Below are 26,135 nucleotides of genomic sequence, written 5' to 3'. Positions count from 1 at the left end.
CTCTCACACCCCTTTTATTTCACCAAGGAAACGATTTTTTCTGCGCCGTCAGCCATAGACTCAGCAGCAACGATGTTTAAGCCGGACTCATTAAGGATCTTCTTGCCCAGGTCAACGTTAGTTCCTTCAAGACGAACCACTAATGGACGGTCAAGCTGTACTTGCTTTGCAGCTTCGACAACCCCGTTAGCAATAACATCACACTTCATGATCCCACCGAAGATGTTAACGAAGATACCCTTAACATTTTCATCGGAAAGAATTAGCTTGAACGCTTCGGTTACTCTTTCTGTTGTGGCACCGCCCCCAACGTCAAGGAAGTTAGCCGGTTCACCGCCAGCGAACTTAATGATATCCATGGTTGCCATCGCGAGTCCCGCACCATTAACCATACATCCGATATTACCGTCAAGCGCGATGTAGTTAAGGTCATGCTTAGACGCTTCGATTTCCTTTTCATCCTCTTCATTCAAGTCACGCAGTTCAACCACGTCCTTGTGTCTGAAAAGAGCATTGGAATCAAAGTTTAATTTAGCATCTAGGGCCATAACATTGCCATCGCCTGTTACAACAAGCGGGTTTATTTCTGCGATAGAGCAGTCCTTATCAACAAAGGCTTGGTATAAGCTCATCATAAACTTAACAGCCTTATTTACTAGTGCATTTGGAATATTGATGCTGTAAGCAAGCTTACGAGCTTGGAAAACTTGAAGTCCAACTGCTGGATCAACTACTTCTTTAAAGATTTTTTCAGGAGTCTTCTCAGCAACTTCTTCAATCTCCGTACCCCCCTCTTCAGAGGCCATCATAGTAACACGACCGGTTACACGATCGATTACGACACCGATATAATATTCTTTCTTGATGTCGCAGCCTTCCTCGATTAGGATACGTTTTACTTCTTTCCCTTCCGGTCCTGTCTGGTGAGTAACCAGTACTTTTCCGATTAACTCTGTTGCATATGTGCGAACTTCATCAAGATTTTTTGCAATCTTGACTCCACCAGCTTTTCCTCTTCCACCTGCGTGAATTTGGGCCTTTACTACATATACGCTAGAGTTTAATGTTTTCGCAGCTTCCACCGCTTCATCCGCAGTAAAAGCTACTTTTCCATTGGGAACAGCAACGCCGTACTGCTTTAGTATCTCTTTACCTTGATACTCATGGATATTCATTCTCCATCCTCCTATTACGGTATCTGTCCTGAATGTAGATTAGCTTTTCCTTTTTTTTCGTTTAGAAAAATCTCCCTACTCAGCTATTCTGCACACTCAAATAAAACATATTCGACTGGAAATGTCAAAATCCTTCTTTCTTTTTATTTTTTTCTACGGGGCTTTATTTTTTAGGTCTTTGTTTAATAAACCACTCGTCCTCGTACACATACTTTTTGATTTGGTTAAGTATCCCTTGTCTTGCATAAACGGCATCTAGGTAAACGTAATGATCAGTGTATATGTAAACTGGCACTACCCTCTCGTCTAAAACAAATTCTAGGGTAAGCGGGGGAAGCACCTTGTTATTTATAGGCCTGTCTGTTTTTTCGGCTTTAGCTATTTCTCTAACAAGCTCATGGATGAGGGACTTGGCCTCAAATCGGTTCACCTTGTCCGGGTTAATTTGCAAACTCTCCATGTGGTAAGGTATAGACTGATCCACAATACCTATATCCTTTGCTCTAAACAGGTATTTCGGATGCTGTCTAGCATAGTCCATCGTGCTCATCTCATCTTTGAGAGGTGCAAGCAGCGACTCATCTGATTGAAAAAACAGCTTTTCTCCGCCTAGCGCAACAGAAAATAGGGTCGGGGAGAGGATATCTACCGCTACAATTTCTTTACCCCCTGCGTCAATTTCCAAACTATAGCTAGGATAAAGCGGGTAAATCAGTCGAGGTTTGCCCGAGATATACTGAGCTTCTCTTAACAGCTTCGAAAGCTGTAGCAATTTATTATCCGGCAATCTCTTCGTGCGATCCATATCCTTGGATCTAAGCATCATCCTGTCCATGTTCAGCTGCTCAAAGAAGCTTTGACTAACGGCTTTACGAACCAAAGCAGCCAAAACTACAGCCTCCTCATTGCCGTAGTATTCATTATCCCACTGGACGCCTTTAGGATTGATCAGCAAAACACTCGGTTCATTAGAGCTTGACCAAATCAAAACAGTATAATTAAAGGCACCTGAGGGACTAAATGATTTCGCTTTCAAAGGGTTCTTTGGGAAAGCATCCACAAACCGCTTATGATCAATAGTCACTTCCCATCCTTCGGACGTGATGACAGAAACGTGTTTAAGGTTATTAATCATCGTTTCCCACTCTTGATTCCACGCGTCAGTTGAAGAGGACTCAGCAACATCTTGCGCTTTTTCCATAATTATCGTTGGCTCTGTGGAAAGGATAGAACACCCCGCCAGAAATAATAGTGTTAACGTAATCGATAGTGACTTATTCCCATTCCATACACGCATAGCCAAGACCATCTCCTCCTGATGCCCAGCAACTGGGCTGTTAGAAGTTTATACCCACTAAAACCTCGTTCTCCATCTTTAGCCCTAATTCCTTCTTTTTTTTCAAAATTCTTCTATGGTTGCAGGAAATCTCGAGAATTCGTCGAAACTTTACTATGTTTTCTCATATTATTTAAGGTGGTGACCCTTATTTTCCACAAAACTTATAGTGCTGGAATCACAGGGATCGATGGCTTCATTGTCGAGGTGGAAACCGATATCTCTAAAGGACTACCCCAATATTCTATTGTGGGACTTCCCGATTCAGCAGTAAAAGAATCTAGAGAACGCGTCCGTTCAGCCATTCGCAACAGCGGCTTTATATTCCCGCTCGGGAGGATCACTGTAAATCTAGCTCCTGCCCACATGAGAAAGGTCGGACCTGCCTTTGATCTGCCGGTTGCTGCAGGCATTCTGGCCGCATCGGAGCAATGGACTTTGGGCAACATGGATACCACGCTACTCATTGGTGAGCTGTCCCTAGATGGTAACCTGAAACCTGTTCAAGGCGTACTCCCCATGGCTATAGAGGCAAGCAGACAGGGCTTCACTCAGCTCATCGTCCCCAAGGAAAATGCCTTAGAAGCCTCACTTTCTGAACTAGACGTTTACCCTCTACATCACCTTCAAGAACTTCCTCTTCTCTTAAAAGGACCTCCATTTCACTCTATCCGTCCACCTCTTAACTCACCGATTACACATGATTTCGCTCACATCTTTGGACAATCCCAAGCAAAGAGAGCATTAGAAGTAGCCGCTGCCGGTTTTCACAATGTTTTGTTTACTGGACCTCCAGGAACAGGGAAAACGATGCTAGCTTCGAGTCTCCCCTCCATCCTCCCTCCCCTCTCACAAGGGGAATGGCTGGAAGTAGTCAAAGTCTATAGTTCAGCGGGCAAATCCCTTCCTATCGATACGCCAGTCAGACCTTTTCGTTCTCCGCATCATTCGATCACTTCTGCTGGATTGGTTGGAGGCGGAAATCACCCTAAACCTGGGGAACTTACCCTCGCTCACCATGGAGTCTTATTCCTTGATGAAATATGCGAATTCCCCCGTCACGTTCTGAATCTATTACGTCAGCCTTTGGAAGATCGGCGAATCGAGTTGCATCGTCAACGGCAGTGCATCAGTTTTCCCGCACGGTTCCTCTTAATCGGCAGCATGAATCCATGTCCTTGCGGTTACTTTGGTTTTCCAAATGATGTCCAGCGCTGCAACTGTAAACAAGCAGAAATAGAGCGATATCGAAAACGGCTCTCTGGGCCTTTACTCGATCGATTTGATATTCAAATTGAAGTCCCTCGCCTTCCCACATTTGTGGAGTTGACTCATCAAGCGGAAAATTCTTTACGCATTAGGGAGCGCGTTATAGCTTCCTACGAGATTCAAAAAGCCCGGTTCCAAGACTCTCCAACACGAGCCAATGCAGAGATGACTCCAATAGAGATTGGGCAGTTTTGCCGTCTTTCCCGCTCCGCCAGTCAGTTGCTAAAAACGGTCTACGAACGGCTGCAAATGAGTCATCGATCTCACCATCGGATCTTAAAACTAGCTCGAACTCTCGCAGATTTAAATGGTCGCGAGCAGATTTCAGAGAATGAGATAGGTGAAGCGGTCCAATATCGGACGGTAGAAAAAAATTTTTTAAACTAAATTTACCCCTGTGGATAACTTTAATCACAATATCCCCTTAATAATCGTGGGTTTTTCGACACATTCCCACAATTAATCCCCACATTATACACAGCTCTATGTGGATAACCGAACGATTGTTCTCTTTTCCCTGGGGTGCTATAATATGGTAAAACTACTATTCGAGGTGATATTATGAAACTACTAAGTGACGAAGCTCTAATAGATGCATACTATAAATCCCTAAACCTCGAGCTAGATAGAGACTTTATAAATCTATTATTGGACGAGATTCACCAACGTAATTTACAAACGAAACTTCGCCAGCAGTAATTGCTGGCTTTTTATTTGGAAAAAAAAAATTCCCCGCCGTCAGGCGGGGGATTTGGAGGAGTCTTTCGCGTCGAGTACATTATACTATACGTAAGCCGTCGGCCTGAGGAAGTAAGGCAAATCCCCAATTTTACGCCTATTTTTATTCTTACATCAGCTCAAATGCATTCGGAAAGTGAACCACTTTTTTCACCTGACCGTTTTCTCGGTTCACGCTAATGGTGATCACATCAAACCTGACTTGCTTGCCTAGCGGATAACGCAATAGAAAAAGCTCAGCAAAGCGAATAAGTCTCCTTTGTTTTTGCTGGGTTACCGATTCTGCGCCACTGCCATACAGCTCCGTCGTGCGTGTCTTGACCTCAACAAAGACAATGAGGCCCTCCCTTTCGGCCACAATGTCCATTTCATGTCGTAGTAACCGTAAGTTTCTTTCAAGTATGACATACCCGCGCTCCTCTAAATACCGTGCAGCTGCGGACTCCCCTAGACGTCCCCACTCTTGTTCACGTTTGCTCACCTTTACTCCTCGCCCTCTTCTCCATTCGATAAACGCTGGCTAGCACTTCGGCAACCACTTGATACAGCTCTGGCGGAATCTGATGATTAAGCTCAATCTTGGAAAGCAATTCAACGAGGGCTTTATCTTCTTGTAAAGGGACCCCATACTGCATAGCCTGACGGACGATTGCATCAGCAATGACCCCTTGTCCCTTAGCCGACACGACTGGGGCCGCCAAGCCCCCACTGGAATAGGAAACAGCGACTGCCGTTCTTTTATTCTTCTGGTTCATATTCGAACGTCCACTCCTCGATACAGCGCTTGTAAGCTCGGATTTAGGGCCGGTCGGGGTGCGGCGACCTTTACACTCAACAGTGGATACCCTAACTCCTCGAGCACGGGCTGAAGCTCCTCCCTAAACGGAGAAACAAGATCTTCAAGCTTCTTCTCATCTCCTAAGAGTTCGATGGTAGTCATGCGGTTAGTAATTTTCAGATCTAGAATCAAGCTCCCTAGATGCGGAAGTTGCAGAACAAAAAGAAGCTGACAATGAGCCGGATCCATCTGTCCATTTGATTTTTTCCTGCCTTTAATCTGAACAAACGAAGATTCCTCCATTGATGGAAGAGGAAAGTGCCAAAACAAGGAGTTAGAGGAGTCTACGGAAGGATGGACGGGCTGCTGCTGCGTCATGGCAAGCGAGCGAGTATCCTCTTGAGAGAGTGCTTTAAGAACAAGCTTCTGTTGATTTTCCTTTACTTCAAACCAGATGATCTTACCAGGTTCTACTGGTGTCTCCAATTGCGCGATTAGCTTCATTCCTTGCAGATGCAACATCGCTTGATTTCCTGGAAGCAGTTCTAATACTTTCCCTTTAATCTGTTGGCCTGGTTGAAGATCCAGATGGGCTCGTCCTAAAGACGAGGGGTGTTGCAGAAACACCCGCAGCAAAGATCCGTTAATCATACATTCACCCTCTTAAGTGGCTTGGTTCCATTCCTTTACACCGGCAAACGTCAACCGATGAAGAGGACAAGGCCCGTACTGCGCAATGGCAGCAAGATGTTCACTTGTACCATATCCAGCATTGCGATCGAATCCATAGTGAGGATACTGTACGGCAGCTTCAGCCATCCAACGGTCTCTCGTCACTTTGGCGACGATGGAGGCAGCTGCAATCGAAACACTTAAGCCATCACCACCTACTAAGGCTAACTGAGGCAAGGGAAACTCCTTCACCTCTAATCCATCCACTAGACAGATGTCCGGTTTATGGCTAAGCCGGGTCACACAGGTTCTCATCACTTTCATCGTCGCTTGATAGATGTTTAACTGATCAATTTCTTCTGGGGAGGAAAAGGCAACGGAATACGCAAGCGCTTGGCTCGTAATCACGTCGTAGTAGCTTTCTCTTAGTGAAGGGGAGATTTTTTTAGAATCGTTAAGTCCTGCTAGATAAAAATTTTCCGGCAAAATCACAGCGGCTGCCACCACCGGACCCGCTATAGGACCTCTCCCGACCTCGTCTACCCCGGCGATAAAACGATGCCCTGACTTCCTCAACTGCTTTTCCTGAATGGTCATTCTCTCCCACTGCTCTTCCAGCTGTCGAGCTCGTTCCAGCCTCTTCTGATACTGCTTCCATAATTGCTGCACGCCCTGTCGTTCATCTTGAGCGAGACTTTCGGCTAACGCAAAATCTATATCGTCACGGCTTAGTAATTCCTTTATCTGATTAATAGTAAGCTTATGTATTGGAGTCATCTGTTGTTGGAATCCCTTCTTAAGGTGTTTTAGGTAGGGCCGAGGGAGGGTCGCCTGAACAAATAAGCGGAGTGGCTACGGTTATCTCAGCCAAAAAATCTTAGCAAGTGCTCCAGATACTTGGAATCATTACCGGTACGGGAGCAAGTTACTTGATTTCACGATCATCCGAACCTACCAGCCCAATAAAAAAAACTTCTATCGAAGTATTTCCAGGGTAGCCAGACCGCCTTTAGAGGAAGTTTTTTATGCGTCTAAGAAAGTTTGTTCACTTTAATGCTTTAGTGAACTTAAACTTTCTTAAACAGTAAAAAAGGGCCTCCACCTATGGCGAGTACCCTTCTATTGTATCATGTTTCCGCTAGTTCGGTTTTTAGGATTTCAATGGAGAACTGATCGTTAGGTCTCTCTAAGGAGATCGTACCCATTTTTCCTGAACGTAATTCACGCAAGATCAGTTGAGCGACCTTTTCGTAATCTACTTGACCACGCCCCATGATACATCCACGTTTTCTTCCGACTTCTTCTAATAATTCGATCCGATCGTCGGGGATATCGGTAATCTTGAATCGGTCTTTCAACTGCTCAGGGTAATACATTCTCATGTATTCCGTAACGAATAAGGAGACTTCACCCACATCGAGAATCTCGTCTTTAATGGCCCCACTCGCGGCTAGGCGATATCCTACCAGCGGGTCTTCAAACTTCGGCCATAAGATTCCAGGTGTATCAAGCAAATCTAATCCGTCCGTCATTTTTACCCATTGCTGTGATTTCGTTACTGCTGGACGATCTCCTGTTTGGGCAACCTTTTTCCCGGCTAGCCTATTGATCAAGGATGATTTTCCTACGTTTGGAATCCCTAAGATCATTACCCGGACTGCTCGATCATTCATCCCTTTGGCTCGCCGTTTTTCCATGATGGGCTCCACTAGCTTGCGGCACTGTTCCGGTATCCGATGAACTCCGCGTCCTGACAAAGCATCAATACCGAGAGCTTGCAGCTGCTGACCACGGAAGTACTCAATCCATTGATCGGTAATAGCGGGATCTGCTAAATCCGTTTTGTTTAGGAGCACTAGTCTGGGCTTATCTTTAACAATCTCATCGATCATAGGATTGCGACTAGAAAGTGGAAGTCTTGCATCCAGCAACTCAATCACAACATCAATCAACTTCAGCTTTTCCGTTACTTGTCTGCGGGCTTTTGCCATATGCCCCGGAAACCACTGAATCGTCATCCTGCTCACCTGCTTATTTGTCTGTTTTATTCGGGAATCGGAAATCCGTTAGTGGCCAGAATACGACATCCGCTCTTCCCACAATGCTTTCTAAAGGAACTGTACCAATGGCTCGGCTATCCTTACTATTTCTCCTATTATCCCCCATTACAAAGATTTCACCCTCTGGAACGTCTATGGGTCCGAAGTCATTGGTAAGGGGGTATCCTTCAGCTTTGGCCTGAAGCTTATATTCTTCAAGATAGGGTTCGTCTATAGGCTGATCATTTAGATAGAGCTGATCATCTCTCATCTCAATTTTATCGCCGCCTACGGCAATGACCCTCTTAATATAGTCTCTTTCCTGTGTAGCATGGAAAACGATCACATCACCGCGTGATGGCTGTTGGATAAAATAAATGAGTTTCGTGACAATGAGCCGCTCCCGATCATGCAAGGTAGGCATCATGGACGTCCCATCGACGACGAAAGGAGCAAATAAGAAGGAACGAATAATAAAAGCTAGAACCACAGCAATCGCTAGTGCCTTCAGCCATTCCCAAATTTCATTTTTGGGCTTCTCTGGTTTGACCAGCTGTTCCTGCTGACTCGGGTCTTGGTGTTCCATACCTTTCTCCTCCCTAACTAAAGCATATATAATTAATTATATGTAAAACGGTCTTTTAAATTAGTAATTAATAGTAATTTACTTAATAAAGCCAAAAAGGAGCTTGTTACCAAGCTCCTCTCAGCCTTATCGACGACGGTCTTTGATACGAGCTGCCTTACCCACGCGCTCACGTAGGTAGTAAAGCTTCGCACGACGAACCTTACCGTAACGTACTACTTCAATCTTATCGATCTTAGGGGAGTGAAGAGGCAATGTACGCTCAACACCTACACCATAAGAAACTTTACGAACAGTGAAAGTTTCGCTAACACCTGTTCCGCGACGTCTGATTACTACGCCTTCAAAGATCTGAATACGCTCACGCTGTCCCTCGATAACCTTCAAGTGAACACGTACAGTGTCCCCAGGACGGAATGCAGGAATATCAGACTTTAAATGTTCTTGAGTAATGTCACGCAAAATTTGCTTCATAGTAATTTCCTCCTTCCAACCAGCGTTCATATCGTGAGGAAATGCCTCTTCGACAGCGGACCACCGTAATACGGGCTAAAAGCCCAACAAAAAACATTCTAACACATATAGATTCTCTTATCAAGAGCAAAACCTCTGCCTAGTTTTGCTTTTCTTCTTTTTCAATGGCCATCACGAGCTTCTTTAGCCCAGGTTCTTGCTCTAAGATGGAAGGAAGAAGGTCTGGTCTCCGCTGCAGCGTTCTTTTTAATGACTCTATTTTCCTCCACTCTGCAATTTTCGCATGGTGCCCCGATACCAGGACATCGGGCACCTTCCAACCACGAAATTCAGCCGGGCGGGTATAATGCGGATGTTCCAATAATCCTGTACTGAACGAATCCGTATGAGCAGAGCTCTCATTGCCTAACGCTCCTGGCAATAACCTTACTATGCTGTCAATGATGGTCATGGCAGGAAGCTCTCCGCCTGTAAGGATAAAATCTCCAACCGAAATTTCATCTGTGATCAAATGCTGCCGGATACGCTCATCATACCCTTCATAGTGGCCGCAAAGAAAAATCAAGTGCTCCTCCTTGGCCAGTTCTTCTGCCTTCTGTTGGGTATAGCGTTCTCCTTGAGGGCACATTAGAATCACTCTTGGCTTATTCACAGGATCCTGCTGCAACGATTCTACCGCGTCAAACAAAGGCTCAGGGCGCAGCACCATGCCTGCTCCTCCACCGTAGGGATAATCATCCACCTGCCCATGCTTGTTGACGGAAAACTCCCTGAAATTCAACGTATGATATTCCACAACTCCCTTCTCCGCTGCCTTACCAAGAATACTGCTCCCCAGCACTCCAGAAAACATCTCGGGAAAAAGTGTCAGTATGTCGATACGCACCCTAAATCAGCCCCTCCATCACGTGCGCGGTAATCTTACGATTAGGCACGTCAACCTCTAGGATACAATCCTCGATATAGGGTAGGAGCACATCCTTCCCATTCTGCATCTTAACCACCCATACATCATTTGCTCCTGTGGTAATAATCTCTTTCACAGAGCCGAGGAGCTCTCCTTCGTCCGTCCACACCTCGCAGCCGATAATATCATCGTAATAGAATTCATCTTCTTCTAACGGGATCCTTTCGTCCTCTGGGACCTTTAAAGAACCCCCTTTATATTTTTCAACTTGGTTAATATCCGCGTATTCTTTAAACTTTACAATGTATGTATTTTTTTGCAGCCGTGCAGTTTCCACCGTAACCGTTAAGGGCTGTGGCAGGTTATCATGAAACAAAAAAAGCTTGCTTCCTTTTCTGTAACGCTCTTCTGGAAAGTCGGTTACGGAATGTATCTTCAGCTCACCTTTAATTCCATGGGTATTTACAACCTTGCCTACCTCGTAATAGCGGGTATTGCTCACGTTCTAACCTCCATTTCGAATTTCAGTAATGATTCCATCACGCACAATAATTTCTGACTTGCCCATTAGTTTATCCCAATGGTCACCTACACTTACTTCGACTTCGCCTTCAAGTTCAGAATGAAGAATCTCGCTTTCATCTGGAAGCAAAGCAAGCTGATGAATCATTTCCTTATAGTGCTTTACTTTATCCTTGCGAGCAGCGGACTCCTTCTGTAGTCGTTCCTGTACGACTTTTTGAGCATCTGGCCCTTTCTTCAATGCTTCCTGCAGCAATTTCTTACTCTGGAATTGAAGCTGCTCCAATTCCACTTCATACTTCTTGATATAGCCGTTATACTCTTCCAGCAACTTTTCTCTTAGATCAGGGGTAAGAATCATCTTCAGCAAGACCGTCCGTTTCAGCTTCAATGGGACTCCCTCCTTCCACTGGTAACAAAAAAGCCGGGAGTTCCCTCAAGGGTCCCAGCTTTGTTTCCTTACACAATATCAATCGTAATTCGCTTGTTTTCCTTTACGGCTGCTGCATTTACAACAGTACGCAAGGCTTTGGCCACACGGCCTTGCTTGCCAATGACCTTGCCCATATCCTCTGCATGAACAGATAGCTCATAAACGGTTAAGCGATCTTTTTCCACTTCGTTGACGTGAACTTCCCCAGGGTGATCTACTAATGCTTTGGCGATGACTTCAATTAATGTTTTCATGCCAACTTCCCTCCCCTAAGGACTTCTATTACTTCTGGTACTTTGCTTCGTGAACTTGCTTCAAGATTCCAGCTTTGCTGAACAAGTTGCGAACCGTATCAGTTGGTTGTGCACCAGTCAACATCCATTTTACAGCTTTCTCTTGATCGATGTTTACTACAGCTGGTTGAGCAACTGGATTGTAGTATCCGATTTCTTCGATGAAACGTCCATCACGAGGAGAACGGGAATCTGCTACTACTACACGATAGAAAGGAGTTTTCTTTGCACCCATACGCTTTAAACGAATTTTAACTGCCATAATAATCTTGCCTCCAATTAGTTGTTAGTTTTTTTACGGCATAAAAGGAAATTTACCAAACATTCCTTTGCCTTTTTTCTTCTTGGCTTGATCAGCCATCTTGCCAAACTGTTTCATCATTTTTTGCATATCCTCAAATTGCTTCAAGAATCGGTTGACTTCCTGGATGGAGGTTCCGCTTCCTTTCGCAATCCGCTTTTTTCGGCTTGTGCTCTTCAAAAGCTCTGGATTTTGCTTTTCTTGCGTGGTCATGGACTTGACGATGGCTTCCACCCGGTTGATGGCCTTATCATCGATCTTAAGGTCTTTCATCCCCTTCATCTTGTTCATGCCGGGAATCATGCCTAATAAGTCCTCTAAAGGCCCCATCTTCCGTACTTGTGCCATCTGGTCAAGGAAATCTTCGAACGTAAATTCCGCCTTGCGCAGCTTGCGCTCCATTTCCTTTGCTTTATCTTGATCGACTGCGGCTTGCGCCTTCTCAATCAAGGATAAAACATCGCCCATTCCCAAAATGCGTGATGCCATTCGATCTGGATGGAAAGGCTCCAAGGCATCCATCTTCTCGCCCATACCCGCAAACTTAATCGGCTTGCCGGTTACGGCCTTAACAGATAGAGCAGCTCCACCTCTTGTATCTCCATCTAGCTTCGTTAATACAACCCCGGTTAGTTCCAACTGACTGTTAAAGCTCTCCGCTACATTCACTGCATCTTGTCCGGTCATCGCATCCACAACAAGCAAGATCTCGTGGGGACCTACAGAATCTTTAATATTCTTCAGCTCATCCATGAGATGCTCATCAATATGCAGTCGCCCAGCCGTATCGATCAGGACATAGTCGTTATGGTCGGCTTTCGCCTGGGCTATTGCTTGTGTAGCAATCTCCACAGGGCTAACCTGATCTCCAAGGGAGAATACAGGAACCTTCAGTTGTTCACCTAAAACCTGAAGCTGCTTAATGGCAGCCGGGCGATAGATATCTCCAGCAACCAGCAAAGGCTTGCGGTTTTGCTTCAAAAGATATTTAGCAAGCTTACCTGTGGTCGTGGTTTTCCCTGCCCCTTGCAGTCCTACCATCATAATGACAGTCGGCGGCTTATTCGAGTGGGCAATCTTACTTTGCTCTCCACCCATCAGCTGAGTCAGTTCATCATTCACCACTTTAATGACTTGCTGGCCAGGGCTTAAGCTCTTAAGGACTTCTTGTCCTACTGCTCTTTCCTTTACCTTAGCCACGAATTCTTTTACAACTTTAAAGTTAACGTCTGCTTCCAGCAAGGCCAGGCGTACTTCCCGCATCATGTCATTGACATCATCTTCGGTCACTTTGCCTTTTCCTCGCAAGCGATCAAAGGTGGCTTGCAGACGATTGGCTAAACTTTCAAAGGCCATGCTATGCCTCCTCATTCCATTCCAACTCAGCTAGTTCCTTCACTAAAGTCCGAATGCGTTCCTGATCCCAGTCAGTAGAATCTGAATCAACCAGGCTCAACAGCCGACCAATACGAGATTGTCTCTCTTGGAAACGGGACAGCAGTTGGAGTTTCTCCTCATATTGTTCCAGAACGGATTCCGTTCGTTTCACCTGGTCGTACACCGCTTGCCGTGTTACTTCCATGAGCTCTGCAATCTCACTCAAGGTCAAATCCTCTCGATAATACATCTCAAGGAACTGCCTTTGCCTGTCCTTTAGTAAGGGTCCATAGAAGTCGAACAGCATGTTTACCCGATTCGTTTTCTCGAGCATTGTCTTCCCCTAATCCCATAGAGTTGGTTTTAGCCTTCTTGCAAGAAAAATTCTTTACAGGAAATTATAATACCTATCTTACAAACGATTGTCAAGAAAAAAGCTTTACGAGTTTTCCTCCACCTGTGTTTCTTCCATAAATCCGGTAAATAAGGCATGAACAAATTGCTCCGGATCAAATGGCTGCAGGTCATCCATCTTTTCACCCAATCCGACATACTTCACTGGCGTTTTTAACTCATTGCTTATCGCAATAACAATTCCGCCCTTTGCCGTTCCATCCAATTTAGTTAAAACAATGCCGGAAACCTTCGTCGCTTCGCCAAAAGCACGCGCCTGATTCATGGCATTCTGTCCCGTGGTGGCATCCAGCACAAGCAACGTTTCATGGGGAGCATCCGGAACTTCGCGGGCGATGACACGATACACCTTATTTAGCTCCTCCATCAAGTTGACTTTATTTTGCAGCCTTCCAGCCGTATCACACAAAAGAATATCGACTCCACGAGAACGCGCCGCGTGGATGGCATCGTACACGACCGCCGCTGGATCTGCGCCTGCCTGGTGTTTGACGACTTCCACCCCGACTCGCTGACCCCAAACTTCCAATTGCTCAATCGCGCCTGCTCTAAAGGTGTCCCCCGCAGCTAACAGCACCTTTTTTCCCTGTTGCTTAAACATATGGGCCATTTTACCGATCGTTGTCGTTTTGCCCACTCCATTTACGCCTACAAACATGATAATAGTCAATCTGCCTTCTTGGATATTTAATCCATAATCCGTGGCATTCTCTTGGAATAGCCCTACTAGCTTTTCAGAGATCAAGGGCTTGAGGGCTAGAGCATCTTCAATTTTCTGCTTTTTCGCCTCCTTTCGCAAATCGTCCACGAGCTCCATAACGGTATTGACGCCAACGTCGGCGGAAATCAAAATCTCCTCTAACTCCTCGAAAAATTCTTCATCAATTTTTTTGTATCGGCGAACTAAGTCTTCCACTTTGCCTACAACGGCATCACGAGTTTTGGTTAGTCCCTCTTTAAACTTGACCGTTACTTCTTCGGTTTTTTGAGAGATCTTTTCTTTTAGCTTCTTAAAAAAACTCATCCAACTTCCTCCTTAGATCATCCTTAGGATCAAGACGCGGTCTCCGAGATCAGCGACTTATCTTCTAATTTTACAGATACGAGCTTCGATACGCCAAATTCCTGCATGGTCACCCCATAGAGAACGTCCGCTCCCTCCATCGTACCCTTACGGTGTGTAACGCAAATAAATTGGGTTTGACCGCTAAAATGACGAAGATATTCAGCAAACCGATAAACATTGGCGTCATCAAGCGCCGCCTCTACTTCATCGAGGACACAGAATGGGACAGGCTTAATACGTAAAATAGCAAACAACAGAGCGATGGCGGTCAGCGCTTTTTCTCCTCCGGAAAGAAGCCCTAACGTTTGCAGTTTCTTACCTGGAGGCTGAGCTACGATATCAATTCCAGTCGTTAATATACGAGTAGGATCTGAAAGCTGCAGGTCAGCTCTCCCTCCTACGAATAAATGAGTGAACACTTGTTGGAACTCGGTCCGAATTTGTTCAAAGGTCTCAAGAAATCTTCTGGACATTTCATCGTCAATGTCTTGAATCACTTGATAAAGCGTCTGCTTCGCTTCTTCTAGATCTCGGCTTTGACTGGATAAGAATTCGAGGCGCTCAAATTGTCTTTCATATTCCTCAATGGCCCCCAGATTCACGACACCCAAGGCTTGTATCTGTTTTTTTAGCTTGGCAACCAGCTCTCCTGTTTCCTTCGGGTTCTCGGGGAGTTCAACCATTTCTTTCGCTAATTCATAAGAGAGCTCATAGTCTTCCTGCAGCTTCTGTAGGACATTATCTAGCTCCACATCGAAGCGACCGGCCTTGACTTCTTCTTTATGAAGACGATCCTCGAGTTCCTTCAGCTGTTTTCGGCTAACCTTGGCCTCTGCCTCAAACTTATCAATGTGCTGCATTGTTTCCGTGCGTTCCTTTTTTAGAAGAAGGATCTGCTGACCGATCCCTTCCTTTTCCTTGCGGTACTCTTGAATCATCCGATCAAGCTGTTCTTCACCATCCAGATTTCCTTCAATTAAATCGGCTAGATTCTTAAGATAGTCTTCTCCGCTTTTCCACTCGTTTTGAACGGTATTATATTCTTCTTTGACTCTTTGGATTATCGTGTGAACGGACTCTTGCTGCTTGCGGAGCTCTGCTGACCTGACCTTTAATTCTGTGATCACGCTTGCGAACTCTTCTTTGCTATGCTGAAGCTGGTTGCGATGAGCCTCAATATCACTGATCTGTTGCTTGTAATCCAGTTCTTCTTTCGCCCAGTCTTCCAATAGCTGAATGAGCTGATGTTCTTTTTCTTGAAGCTCTGAGGCCTCTGCGTGAGCACTGGCTAGATCCTGCTGGACCACCTTCAAGCGGTCGGCTTGATTACGGCTTTCTGCCTCAATCTGATTCAGTTTATTTTTGGCTCCCTGTTCCTGTAATCGATACTGCTCACCCAATCGTCTCAGTTCGTCTTCTTTGGTCTTCTGAGCGGAAATTTCTTGGTCGAGTTTCAGTAATTCTTCTACTAAGAAGGCTCTCTGTGAGGAGCCTTCTTGTAAAGCCAGCTCGAGTTCTTCCAATTGACGGTTTCGTCCTAGAAGATTGGTGCTCTTCTGCTGAACCGTTCCACCGGTCATGGCTCCTCCGGGATTTACTACATCCCCCTCAACCGTTACAAAACGGTAGCGATACCCTGTTTTTCGGGCAGCCTGGTTCGCCTGCTCTAATGTTTCGGTCACAATGACCGAACCTAAAAGATTTTCGACGACATGTCGATACTTTTTCTCGCATTGAACCAAATCTGACGCAATGCCTACAATACCTTTTTGCTGATTCAGCATGGATTCATCCTGGGATGAGATTCTCCGGGAGCGGATAACGTCCAGAGGAAGAAAGGTTGCTCGGCCCAATCGGTTTTCCTTAAGCCACTGGATCGCTTTTCTTCCGGATGCTTCATTTTCTACCACCACGTGCTGCAGTGCTCCGCCTAACGCCACTTCTAGTGCTGTCTCATATTGCGTAGGAACAATAACTAGCTCGGCCACCGCCCCATGGATGCCAGAGAAGCCGTTTTCCCGTGCCTTCAAGATTTCCTTGACCCCTTGCATGAAACCGGTGAAAGCCGATTGCATTTCTTGCAAAACGTCTCGGCGCGAGGAAATCGATTCTATCTTTTGCTCTAGCTTTCGTAGGGTTTGAGATTGCTGCTCTCGCTTGGCTTGCTTTTCTTTATAACTACCGGCAAGCGCCTTATAGTCTGCCAAGCAGTTCTCCAGAGCAGTAACGGTAGCTGTCACTTCCTCCTCTGTCTTCCCTTTCCTGGTCAAGAGCTCCCGTTGTGCTTCAGAGAGTAAGTCAAGCTGCTCCTGAAGCTTTAGCTTTCTTTTTCCTGCTGTTTCCATTGCCTGCTGACAATGTCTTAAGTCGTTTTTCGTGGAGGCTACCCGATTCAACAGCTCAATATAATCGCTTTTTAGCTGCTCGACGTCGGTTTCTAGGCCCTTCGTTACATCCTGCAGGAGTCCCTCTTGGTTTTTTAACTCTTGATGAACGACCTTTTCTTCCGCCCGAAGGCCAGTCAAACGTTCTTCTTCAACGGAAATCTGGCGGGATAGCTCCTCCATGCGAGCATGGAGCTGCACCTGCTTGTCTTTCGTTAACTTATGATTTTCCCTTACATTCTTTTTGCGCTCCTTTAATACTTCGCGCTTTCCTTCCGTTTTTTCTACTTCTTCACTGACGTTTAAAAGCTTGACCTGCCACTCTTCCAGCGTCTGATCTTGCTCGTTCATTTTCCAGCGCCAGCTAGACAACTGAGCATCAGTCGAACTCAATGAGGAAGAATGGACGGCATGCTGTTCTTTCAGTTGCAGCACGAGCTTCTTGGTTTCATTCCATGATTGATTTAAATCTTCTATTTGATGGACGTATAGACCAATCTCTTGTTCCTTTAAGTTTTCCTTCAAAACTAAATAATGGTTCGCTTTCTCCGCTTGTTCCTTTAGGGGGTCAATTTGCTCGGAGATCTCTGCGATGATATCCGCGATCCGTACTAGATTAGCCTCGGTATCGTCAAGCTTCTTTTCTGCTTCTTTTTTGCGTGCCTTATATTTTACAATTCCGGCAGCTTCCTCGAATATCCCGCGCCTGTCTTCCGACTTCGTGCTCAGAATTTCCTCAATCCGGCCTTGCCCAATAATCGAGTAAGCTTCCTTTCCTACACCTGTATCCATAAACAATTCCACAATGTCTCGAAGTCGACAAGACTGCTTATTTATGTAGTACTCACTGTCACCAGAACGATACACTCGACGCGTAATGGTGACTTCACTATAATCGATCTTCAGCGTATGATCGGAATTGTCTAAGGTCAAGGACACCTCGCAGTAATTCACTGGTTTACGAGTGTCGCTGCCTGCAAAGATGATGTCTTCCATCTTGCTTCCACGCAAAGACTTTGCACTCTGCTCGCCTAAGACCCAGCGAATCGAATCGGAGATGTTGCTTTTTCCGCTTCCATTCGGCCCTACCACGGCCGTTACTCCTGGTACAAACTCCAGTTCCGTCCGGTTGGCAAAGGATTTAAAGCCTATTAATTCTAGGCGTTTTAAGTACATGTTCCTTCCCCCTACCCTGTATGTAATCTCTCAGATGCTCGAGCCTAAGATGAACTCTTCGTTGGACTTGATTATTTTATCATACTTTGTATGAAAAAAGACAAAGAACCCAGCTTAGAGAAAACTGGATTCTAGATCTGCTAAGGCAGACAAGCGATATGAGATAACCTGACCGTCCCTCATACTGACTTCAATCATGTGACGGTGGAGAGAAGAGTTGAATTCAAGCAAAGGAATGTTTGGGGAGCATTGCTTCACAAAGCCCTTCCAATTCCCTCCCTTTGATCCGCGAAGAGCGGTTTCATCCGCTGGATGAAGAGTTACTTTTTTGATTTCTTTAGGGTCTACCTCTTGTTTAACGAGATCAAGTAGATCTGCATATAACTTAGCTTCTACAAGCTGTCGAAAAGAAGGGTGGAAGGGTCCTGCGATAATCGTCCCTTCCGTCCGGAGATCCTCAGAAGAATGCAATCCCATTCGAATCACAGGAATGTCCGCTTGCATAAATTCAACCCACATGCCCGCAACTAGATCAATCGCTTCTTCTAGTGTGAGAGGGACATATTGCTTCGTATGAAACAGCCACTCCAATTCAGTCCCTGCAATGACAAGGGCCGGATAGATTCGAACAAAATCGGGTTGAAGCGAGATGGCCTTTTGCACGGTTTCCATCACTAGCTCTTTTGAATCGCCCGGGAGACCCGGAAGAAGTTGGAGACCTACTTCGATCCCCGGATACTTGCGTATCGTCTCTACCGCCTTTTTCACTTGAGCTGCCGAGTGTCCGCGCGCAGAAAGTTCGAGAACCGTGTCATCTAGCGATTGCGTCCCCAGTTCGATCGTAGTGACCCCATACTGGATCAAGAACTCCATGATAGAATCCGTAATATAGTCGGGACGTGTAGAAAATCGAATGCCCTGTACCACGCCAGCGTCAATGTATTCCTTTGCTACTTCAAGAAGCATTCTCTGATAGGAACGAGGAAGTCCCGTAAAGCTGCCGCCAAAGTACGCGATCTCGACCAACGCGTCCGGAGGTATGGTTGCGCGGTGCTCTTCAATGGTCCGTCGAACCTGTTCCTCCGTCAGTCGGTTCTCCCTCTTCTGGCCCGTAATTCGGGACTGGTTACAAAACACGCAATCTTTAGGACAACCTTGGTGAGGAACGAATAGGGCTATTCTTCGATGTAACATCTAGATCTCTCCCTTTTCATTTACGTTTGATCCCCAGTTTTTCGATTGCGACCGCTGCAGCATGTTGCTCCGCTTCTTTTTTTGAGCGACCTCGGCCTGTTCCCATGGAGACTCCATTCAGCAGTACCTCGGAAACGAATTCCCGGTTATGGGCCGGTCCTTTCTCTTCAATGATGCGATAGGATATCTCTCCAAGATTATCATGCTGAACATGCTCCTGGAGCTGAGACTTATAGTCTGTCGTCTTCATAAACTCTCCACGGTCAACCGAAGGAAAGACAAACTGCTCGAGAAAGGAAAACACCTTGGGCAAACCCTGATCTAAATAAAGAGCACCGATAAAAGCTTCAAACACATCCGCTAAAAGAGCAGGTCTTTGTCTTCCACCAGTCATCTCTTCTCCCTTTCCTAACAGGACCGTTTTCCCAAACTCTAGAGATTCCGCAAAACGAACCAGAGAGGGTTCACAAACAATGGCAGCCCGAAGCTTTGTCATCTCCCCTTCGGACATCTTAGGGAAGTGTGTAAAGAGAAATTGGGATACAGTCAGTTCTAGGACGGCATCTCCTAAAAACTCCAAGCGCTCATTGTCCTGATAAGGCTTCCCGCGATGTTCATTCACATAGGAAGAGTGAGTAAAAGCCTGGCGCAACAACTTTTCATTATGAAATTGTATACCGATAGTGTTTTGTAATTTTTGAAAGTCCACGTTTATCCACCTAAGGAGTTACTCTTCAAACTTTTTGATGATAATCGTTGCATTATGACCCCCGAAGCCCAAGGAATTGGATAACGTAATATCCACTTTGGCCTTACGCGGGACATTCGGAACATAATCTAAATCGCACTCTGGATCAGGCGTCTCATAGTTAATAGTCGGAGGAAGGGTTTGATCGCGAATAGCTTGAACACAGGCTATCGCTTCCACCGCACCTGCTGCCCCTAACAAGTGTCCTGTCATGGATTTAGTTGAGCTGACGGCCACTTTATAAGCATGTTCACCGAGAGCGGTTTTGATTGCCATGGTCTCAAATTTATCATTGTATTCGGTTGAGGTACCATGAGCATTAATATAATCAATTTGATCTGGTGTAATCCCTGCATCTCGGATGGCCATCGCCATGCATCGTGCAGCCCCTTCGCCTTCTGGCGCTGGCATGGTTAAGTGGTGGGCATCTCCGCTCATCCCATATCCCACGATCTCGGCTAGGATGTTGGCGCCGCGCTTCTTCGCATGTTCAAGAGATTCTAGAACCAAGACCCCAGAGCCCTCTCCCATAACGAATCCATCTCGATCCAGATCAAACGGCCGGCTCGCCTTTTGCGGTTCATCATTGCGAGTCGACATCGCTTTAGCTGAACAAAATCCAGCAAGCCCCGTTGGTCGAATCGTAGCCTCTGATCCTCCCGCGAACATCACGTCTGCTTCTCCCCGCTGAATGATTTTAAACGCATCACCGATGGAGTTCGTTCCCGTCGCACAAGCTGTTACTGCGGCACTGTTTGGCCCCTTAGCTCCCAAAGCGATGGATACCTGGCCCGAGCCCATGTTGGCAATCATCATCGGAATGAAAAACGGACTGACGCGTTTGGGACCTTTTTCCATCAAGGTACGATGTTGATCCTCGAAGGTGCCAAGTCCCCCGATTCCTGAACCTATATATACACCAACCCGATCACGGTTGAGTTCATCCATATTGATACCGGCATTTTCCATCGCTAGTTTCCCGGCAGCAATGGCAAATTGAACAAAACGATCGGTACGTTTTACATCTTTTTTCTCCATGAATTCTTCTGGATTAAAGTCTTTGACTTCCGCAGCAATCTGCGTCGGATAGTCCGATACATCAAATGAAGTTATATGATCAACGCCAGATTTCCCAGCTAATAAATTTCCCCAAAACTCTTCGACTGACTTCCCAATCGGAGAAATAACGCCCATTCCGGTAATGACGACACGATTTTTCATAATTTTTCACCTCAGAGTACCCTTCTTGGATTAAGAAGAAAAGCTTCTTCCGAAGCATTGTCATAATAGCAAGACCGCTTTTAGAGGAAGCTTTTCATGCCGCGACTTAAGAAAGTTACAGGAACTTTCTTAAGTCGCGATAGTGTAAATGAAAGTCCCGTTACAAGAACGGGACTAACGAAATTATTTGTGGGATTTTATGTATTCCACTACATCGCCCACTGTGGAGATCTTTTCCGCATCTTCATCGGAAATTTCCATGTCGAATTCGTCTTCTAATTCCATAACAAATTCTACAACATCCAAAGAGTCAGCTCCTAGATCTTCTTTAAAAGAAGCTGTCAACGTGATAGCTGATTCATCCACTCCAAGGCGATCAATAATGATCTTCTTCACTCTTTCCAAGATATCGTCTGCCATTACCTTCACCTCCTCTCAGGTATTATACTGAAACTTCCTATGGAAAACTAGTCCACAATTTAAAAGTTTTTTGGCTTACCCCATATACATTCCGCCATCCACATGGAAGGTTTGCCCTGTAATGTAGGAAGCCTGCTCAGAAGCCAGGAAACGAACCATGTGAGCAATATCCTCAGGCTTTCCTAGGCGCTGCAGGGGAATTTGTGTCATCAGCCCTGCCTGAATTTCCTCGCTGAGCTTTGAGGTCATGTCGGTTTCAATGAACCCAGGCGCCACGGCATTGACTGTAATTCCACGGCTTGCAAACTCACGGGCAACCGATTTGGTTAGGCCGATGACTCCAGCTTTAGCCGCAACGTAGTTGGCCTGACCTGCGTTACCCAATGCTGCCACAACGGAAGAAATGTTAATGATTCGGCCTGAACGCTGCTTCATCATGGGACGAGTAACCGCCTTAATGCAGTTATAGACTCCTTTTAAGTTGGTATCAATCACAGCATCCCACTCATCATCTTTCATTCTCATGAGCAGATTATCACGAGTAATTCCCGCATTGTTCACAAGAATATCCACGCGTCCGAATTCATCTAGGGTGCGCTGGATTAATTGAGCCACTTGCTCCTGATCTGCTACATTTGCTTGAACAACCAAGGCCTTGCGCCCCAGTTTCTCCACTTCAGCTGCGACCTCACGAGCCGCTTGTTCACTTCCGGAATAGTTAACGACAACATCCGCACCAGCCTCTGCTAAAGCTAATGCAATAGATCTTCCAATTCCTCTTGATGCCCCAGTAACTACAGCTACCTTATCTTGAACCATCCCTATCACCTCTATACCCATTCGCTTATTAATTTATTCAAGGACGCCTCATCCTGAACAGAAAATACTTTCGCATTGCGGTCAATCTTCTTCACTAATCCAGCCAGTACGGTTCCTGGACCGACCTCGATGTAGGTATCTACTCCCTGTTCGGACATGTACATCACAGAATCCTCCCACAGTACAGGAGAAGAAACCTGTTCCACCAAGGAAGTAAAGATATCTTCAGCTTTGGTCAGCTCACGAGCGGACACGTTAGCAACCACGGGAACTGAAGCATCAGAAATGCTAATCCCGCTCAGTTTGGATTTTAATTGTTCAGAAGCAGGTTGCAAAAGACTAGAATGGAAAGGTCCACTCACATTTAACGGAATCGCCCGCTTAGCCCCTTGCTTTTTCGCTTCGTCACTCGCTGCCCCAACCCCTTCTGCGGAACCAGAAATCACAATTTGCCCGGGTGAATTGAGATTAGCCAGTTGGACGGGAGTGCCGTTTGAAGATATCTCCTCGCAGATGGCATGCAGCTTGTCCCGATCCATGCCAAGGATAGCGGCCATAGCCCCCACCCCTGCAGGTACCGCTTCCTCCATATACTGACCTCGTGCACGAACAGCTACTACGGCGTCCTCAAAGCTTAGGGCGCCTGCAGCCACTAGAGCCGAATACTCGCCCAAGCTATGACCCGCTACAAAAGCTGGAGTGATAGCTTGCTTCTCCCTTAGCCACTCTAGTAGGGCTACACTTGTAGTCAGAATGGCAGGCTGTGTGTTCACCGTCAGTTTCAGCTGTTCCTCAGGCCCTTCCAAACAAAGCTGGGTTAAAGGCAATCCTAGAGCCTTATCTGCTTTTGCAAACACCGCTGCAGCAGCTGAACTTTTCTCTAGGGCCTCCTTTCCCATTCCAACATATTGAGATCCTTGACCTGGAAATATTAATGCGACTTTAGCCATGATTCAATTGCTCCTTTTCCTTCATACTCCATCTCAGAACACAAGCGCCCCATGTTAATCCTCCGCCAAACCCGACGAGAACCAACCGGTCTCCCTGCTTAATTCTTCCCTGTCGCACGACCTCATCTAACGCCACGGGAATTGAAGCCGCAGACATGTTGCCGTAGCGGTCTAGATTCACCACCACTTTATCTATCGACAATCCCAACCGCTTAACCGCAGCATCAATAATGCGCAAATTGGCTTGGTGAGGGACGAGAAAGTCAATCTCCTCTTTCTTCATTCCCGCTTTCTCTAGCGCAGCTTCCGCTGAACTTCCCATGACCCTAACCGCGAACTTAAACACATCGCCGCCAGACATATAGACATAATGCAGACGATCGGCTATGGTCTGCTCGGAAGCAGGAAGGCGTGATCCCCCTGCAGGAAGCTTCAACAAATCTCCTCCAGCTCCATCGGAACCTAGATCAAAGGATAGGAAGCCAAAGCCTTCTTCAACAGGTCCCAACACCGCCGCGCCCGCTCCATCGCCAAACAACACACAAGTATTGCGATCGGTCCAATCGACAATCTTAGATAAGCACTCTACACCAATAACAAGCGCATAACGATAAAGTCCATTTTCAATAAATTGTGAAGCCGTAGCAATACCATAGAGAAACCCTGAGCACGCAGCGGCCAAGTCAAAAGACGCGGCTTTTTTAGCGCCTAAACGGTCCTGTATAATATTGGCTGTGGAAGGGAAAGAAGTGTCTGGAGTGACAGTCGCCACGATGATCAAATCCAGTTGATCTGCCCGAATTCCTGCGGCTTCAAGCGCCTTTTCGGCTGCATACAAAGCGAGATCTGATGATGCTTCCTGCTCGCTGCTAATTCTTCTTTCGCAAATTCCGGTTCTCGAAACAATCCACTCATCTGAGGTATCCACCATGGTTTCTAGCTCTTTATTCGTGAGAATCTTTTCTGGAACGTAGGACCCTGTTCCCAATATCCCAACAGAACTATTCCTGTGCATCCCTTTCCCCTCTTTCCAGCTTGACTTCTTTACAGATATGACCAACCACATCTTTCTCAACAAATCGTACAGCCTGGAAGATTGCATTTTTGATGGCGTGAGCATTCGACGAACCATGGGCTTTAATGCAGGCCCCTTGAAGCCCGAGTAGTGGGGCTCCACCGTACTCGGTATAATCCATTTTCTTCTTGATGCCTCGTAAGCTGGGTTTGAGCAGCGTTGCTCCGACCTTGGACACAAGGGATCTTGAAAATTCTTCCTTCATCACCTGGAAAAGTGCACTGGCGATTCCCTCCATGGATTTCAAGAGAATGTTTCCCGAAAACCCGTCACAAACCACCACATCGCAGACTCCAAAAGGAATATCTCTTGCTTCTACATTGCCCACAAAGTGAAACTCTTGACTCTCAAACAGAGCGTATGCCTCTTTCGTCAATTCGTTCCCCTTCAGCTCTTCGGTTCCAACATTCAATAAACCGATGCGAGGGCGATGTATTCCCATTACATTCTGTGCATAGATATGGCCCATCATGGCATACTGCAATAGATGCTCCGGTTTAGCATCCATATTGGCGCCTACGTCCAATACTAAAACTCCTGTGCCTTCAAGAGTAGGTAATATCGGTGCTAAAGCCGGGCGTTCGATTCCCTCGATACGCTTGGTAATGAAAACTCCACCAGCCATAAAAGCGCCCGTATTTCCAGCAGAAATCACAGCCCCTACCTTCTTTTCCTTCACCATGTCCAACGCTACGGCCATGGAAGAATCCTTTTTGCGGCGAATGGCCTTAGCTGGCTCTTTCTCATCAGGGTCAATCACCTCTGATGCATGAACAATCTCTATGTTGTTCGGTAAGGTTCGATTTACATGTTGCATAATCTGTTGTTCGTTCCCTACCAATACAATATGTACATCTGTTAGTTTTCGCGCTGCTTGCAGCGCACCCTCCACAATCGCTTGGGGGGCATGATCGCCACCCATCGCATCTACCGCGATTTTCAACGTTTTCCCTCCTATGACTTGTGCAAATCCGCCGCCTTGAACACTCGGAATGTACCGCTGAAAACCAGTTCTTCACCTACACGCGTTTCCACCCGGACCTTTATCTGATCCCCTGATGCAGAACGCACAAGCGCCTTGGCAACTAGCTTCTCGCCTAATCTGATCGGCCGTATGAAGCGAATGCGTGCGGCTCCTGTCAAAACGACCTCTGCGTTGACGAGAGCTACAGCTAACGAGTTAGCTTGAGCAAATATATAATGGCCTCTCGCTACATAAGTACGGGAAAAAACATGTTCCTCGCTTATCAAGAGCTCCGAGGTTGCACTATGATCCAACTGTAAGTCGACGAGTTCTCCAATTACTTCATGAAGCGGCAAAGATCTGACAGGATCCAGTTTCTGTTCGGCAACATGCTTGATGCGCTCACGCAACTCCGGTATACCCAGTTCCATACGATCAAGCCGTATAGTCTGGATGCTAACCTTATAGTTGTGTGCTAGCTCCTCGTCTGTAAGGAAGGGATTCATCTGTAAGTCATTAGACAATCTAGTCTGTCTTTCCTTCTTCTTTAAGCGTGGTATCTTCCTCACCACCGTGATGGAGATGTTCGTGATCAAAATTTATTACCTGGTACTAAGAGTATATAAAAAAAGATCCAACCCTGCAACCGGTTGAAACTGTCGAAAAAAGTATATTCGTCTTTAAAAGATCTTGGCTGGAGCCATGCCTTAAAAGGGGCAGGCGGCAGCCAAGCTGGGCTTACGGAGATAAAAAATTTTAGTACCTACCAAAAAAGGCAAAGTGCCATTCTTGCACTTTGCCTTG

Annotated in this window: 29 protein-coding genes; 2 read left to right on the top strand and 27 right to left on the bottom strand. The window is 46.1% G+C overall.

Features of this window, described 5'->3' with window-relative positions; genetic code table 11:
- Positions 1-14: 14 nt before the first annotated feature.
- On the bottom strand, positions 15-1,175 hold the full coding sequence (sucC, locus tag EIZ58_RS09540) for an ADP-forming succinate--CoA ligase subunit beta (RefSeq protein ID WP_134700363.1): 1,161 nt from the start codon (positions 1,173-1,175) through the stop codon (positions 15-17).
- A gap of 163 nt (positions 1,176-1,338) precedes the next feature.
- Complete coding sequence (locus tag EIZ58_RS09535; RefSeq protein WP_134700362.1) at positions 1,339-2,478, bottom strand: hypothetical protein; 1,140 nt, start codon at positions 2,476-2,478, stop codon at positions 1,339-1,341.
- Between the two features lie 174 nt (positions 2,479-2,652).
- On the opposite strand from EIZ58_RS09535, the gene EIZ58_RS09530 reads away from it, so the two are divergent.
- Both EIZ58_RS09530 and EIZ58_RS09525 read left to right on the top strand, forming a co-directional pair.
- The gene (locus EIZ58_RS09530; protein ID WP_370297643.1) at positions 2,653-4,167 is read left to right on the top strand and encodes a YifB family Mg chelatase-like AAA ATPase; all 1,515 of its coding nucleotides are present in this window, start codon (positions 2,653-2,655) and stop codon (positions 4,165-4,167) included.
- A 174-nt stretch (positions 4,168-4,341) separates the two neighbouring features.
- A complete protein-coding gene (locus EIZ58_RS09525) occupies positions 4,342-4,479 on the top strand; it encodes a sporulation histidine kinase inhibitor Sda (protein WP_134700360.1) in 138 nt (45 codons plus the stop codon).
- A 148-nt stretch (positions 4,480-4,627) separates the two neighbouring features.
- Here the strand turns inward: EIZ58_RS09525 and EIZ58_RS09520 are convergent, their stop codons facing one another.
- From EIZ58_RS09520 to fapR, 25 genes are all read right to left on the bottom strand, one after another.
- Positions 4,628-4,999: a YraN family protein gene (locus EIZ58_RS09520; RefSeq protein WP_167577585.1), complete on the bottom strand. Its 372-nt coding sequence runs from the start codon at positions 4,997-4,999 to the stop codon at positions 4,628-4,630.
- Positions 4,986-5,273 (bottom strand): EscU/YscU/HrcU family type III secretion system export apparatus switch protein, encoded by a 288-nt coding sequence (locus tag EIZ58_RS09515; RefSeq protein WP_134700358.1) that lies wholly within the window; start codon positions 5,271-5,273, stop codon positions 4,986-4,988. The genes EIZ58_RS09520 and EIZ58_RS09515 overlap by 14 nt, the downstream gene beginning before the upstream one ends.
- A complete protein-coding gene (locus EIZ58_RS09510) occupies positions 5,270-5,947 on the bottom strand; it encodes a hypothetical protein (protein ID WP_134700357.1) in 678 nt (225 codons plus the stop codon). Before EIZ58_RS09510 ends, EIZ58_RS09515 begins: the two co-directional genes overlap by 4 nt.
- A 12-nt stretch (positions 5,948-5,959) precedes the next feature.
- The gene (locus EIZ58_RS09505; protein ID WP_134700356.1) at positions 5,960-6,745 is read right to left on the bottom strand and encodes a ribonuclease HII; all 786 of its coding nucleotides are present in this window, start codon (positions 6,743-6,745) and stop codon (positions 5,960-5,962) included.
- A 350-nt stretch (positions 6,746-7,095) separates the two neighbouring features.
- The gene (ylqF, locus tag EIZ58_RS09500; protein ID WP_134700355.1) at positions 7,096-7,986 is read right to left on the bottom strand and encodes a ribosome biogenesis GTPase YlqF; all 891 of its coding nucleotides are present in this window, start codon (positions 7,984-7,986) and stop codon (positions 7,096-7,098) included.
- 13 nt (positions 7,987-7,999) lie between these two features.
- Positions 8,000-8,593, bottom strand: a complete 594-nt coding sequence (gene lepB, locus EIZ58_RS09495) for a signal peptidase I (RefSeq protein WP_134700354.1) — start codon at positions 8,591-8,593, stop codon at positions 8,000-8,002.
- A 126-nt stretch (positions 8,594-8,719) separates the two neighbouring features.
- Positions 8,720-9,067, bottom strand: a complete 348-nt coding sequence (gene rplS, locus EIZ58_RS09490; RefSeq protein WP_134700353.1) for a 50S ribosomal protein L19 — start codon at positions 9,065-9,067, stop codon at positions 8,720-8,722.
- Positions 9,068-9,206: 139 nt separating this feature from the next.
- On the bottom strand, positions 9,207-9,953 hold the full coding sequence (trmD, locus tag EIZ58_RS09485) for a tRNA (guanosine(37)-N1)-methyltransferase TrmD (protein WP_134700352.1): 747 nt from the start codon (positions 9,951-9,953) through the stop codon (positions 9,207-9,209).
- Position 9,954: 1 nt separating this feature from the next.
- Positions 9,955-10,476, bottom strand: a complete 522-nt coding sequence (gene rimM, locus EIZ58_RS09480; RefSeq protein WP_134700351.1) for a ribosome maturation factor RimM — start codon at positions 10,474-10,476, stop codon at positions 9,955-9,957.
- Positions 10,477-10,479: 3 nt separating this feature from the next.
- Positions 10,480-10,887, bottom strand: coding sequence for a YlqD family protein (locus tag EIZ58_RS09475; RefSeq protein ID WP_134700350.1), 408 nt, complete (start codon positions 10,885-10,887; stop codon positions 10,480-10,482).
- 68 nt (positions 10,888-10,955) lie between these two features.
- Positions 10,956-11,183, bottom strand: a complete 228-nt coding sequence (locus EIZ58_RS09470; protein ID WP_134700349.1) for a KH domain-containing protein — start codon at positions 11,181-11,183, stop codon at positions 10,956-10,958.
- A gap of 28 nt (positions 11,184-11,211) precedes the next feature.
- Entirely contained in the window at positions 11,212-11,484 is a 273-nt protein-coding gene (rpsP, locus tag EIZ58_RS09465) for a 30S ribosomal protein S16 (protein ID WP_129197063.1), read from the bottom strand.
- 33 nt (positions 11,485-11,517) lie between these two features.
- On the bottom strand, positions 11,518-12,879 hold the full coding sequence (gene ffh, locus EIZ58_RS09460; protein ID WP_134700348.1) for a signal recognition particle protein: 1,362 nt from the start codon (positions 12,877-12,879) through the stop codon (positions 11,518-11,520).
- A 1-nt stretch (position 12,880) separates the two neighbouring features.
- On the bottom strand, positions 12,881-13,234 hold the full coding sequence (locus tag EIZ58_RS09455) for a putative DNA-binding protein (protein ID WP_134700347.1): 354 nt from the start codon (positions 13,232-13,234) through the stop codon (positions 12,881-12,883).
- 105 nt (positions 13,235-13,339) lie between these two features.
- Positions 13,340-14,338: a signal recognition particle-docking protein FtsY gene (gene ftsY, locus EIZ58_RS09450; protein WP_134700346.1), complete on the bottom strand. Its 999-nt coding sequence runs from the start codon at positions 14,336-14,338 to the stop codon at positions 13,340-13,342.
- Between the two features lie 29 nt (positions 14,339-14,367).
- Complete coding sequence (gene smc, locus EIZ58_RS09445; RefSeq protein ID WP_134700345.1) at positions 14,368-17,940, bottom strand: chromosome segregation protein SMC; 3,573 nt, start codon at positions 17,938-17,940, stop codon at positions 14,368-14,370.
- A 114-nt stretch (positions 17,941-18,054) separates the two neighbouring features.
- Complete coding sequence (locus EIZ58_RS09440; RefSeq protein WP_134700344.1) at positions 18,055-19,134, bottom strand: elongator complex protein 3; 1,080 nt, start codon at positions 19,132-19,134, stop codon at positions 18,055-18,057.
- A gap of 16 nt (positions 19,135-19,150) precedes the next feature.
- The gene (gene rnc, locus EIZ58_RS09435; protein ID WP_134700343.1) at positions 19,151-19,843 is read right to left on the bottom strand and encodes a ribonuclease III; all 693 of its coding nucleotides are present in this window, start codon (positions 19,841-19,843) and stop codon (positions 19,151-19,153) included.
- A gap of 18 nt (positions 19,844-19,861) precedes the next feature.
- Positions 19,862-21,103: a beta-ketoacyl-ACP synthase II gene (gene fabF / locus EIZ58_RS09430; RefSeq protein WP_134700342.1), complete on the bottom strand. Its 1,242-nt coding sequence runs from the start codon at positions 21,101-21,103 to the stop codon at positions 19,862-19,864.
- Positions 21,104-21,286: 183 nt separating this feature from the next.
- Positions 21,287-21,523, bottom strand: coding sequence for an acyl carrier protein (acpP, locus tag EIZ58_RS09425; RefSeq protein WP_134700341.1), 237 nt, complete (start codon positions 21,521-21,523; stop codon positions 21,287-21,289).
- Positions 21,524-21,598: 75 nt separating this feature from the next.
- Positions 21,599-22,342, bottom strand: a complete 744-nt coding sequence (fabG, locus tag EIZ58_RS09420) for a 3-oxoacyl-[acyl-carrier-protein] reductase (RefSeq protein WP_134700340.1) — start codon at positions 22,340-22,342, stop codon at positions 21,599-21,601.
- Positions 22,343-22,353: 11 nt separating this feature from the next.
- A complete protein-coding gene (fabD, locus tag EIZ58_RS09415) occupies positions 22,354-23,292 on the bottom strand; it encodes an ACP S-malonyltransferase (protein ID WP_134700339.1) in 939 nt (312 codons plus the stop codon).
- Positions 23,285-24,307, bottom strand: a complete 1,023-nt coding sequence (locus tag EIZ58_RS09410) for a beta-ketoacyl-ACP synthase III (RefSeq protein WP_134700338.1) — start codon at positions 24,305-24,307, stop codon at positions 23,285-23,287. The genes fabD and EIZ58_RS09410 overlap by 8 nt, the downstream gene beginning before the upstream one ends.
- Complete coding sequence (gene plsX / locus EIZ58_RS09405; RefSeq protein WP_134700337.1) at positions 24,294-25,310, bottom strand: phosphate acyltransferase PlsX; 1,017 nt, start codon at positions 25,308-25,310, stop codon at positions 24,294-24,296. The genes EIZ58_RS09410 and plsX overlap by 14 nt, the downstream gene beginning before the upstream one ends.
- Positions 25,311-25,321: 11 nt before the next feature.
- Complete coding sequence (gene fapR / locus EIZ58_RS09400) at positions 25,322-25,900, bottom strand: transcription factor FapR (protein WP_134700959.1); 579 nt, start codon at positions 25,898-25,900, stop codon at positions 25,322-25,324.
- Between the last annotated feature and the right edge of the window lie 235 nt (positions 25,901-26,135).

The organism is Ammoniphilus sp. YIM 78166 (genome assembly GCF_004522215.1).
Lineage (GTDB): Bacteria > Bacillota > Bacilli > Aneurinibacillales > RAOX-1 > YIM-78166.
The sequence above is the reverse complement of the archived record's forward strand: the minus strand, read 5'-3'. Positions and strand labels throughout refer to the sequence as shown.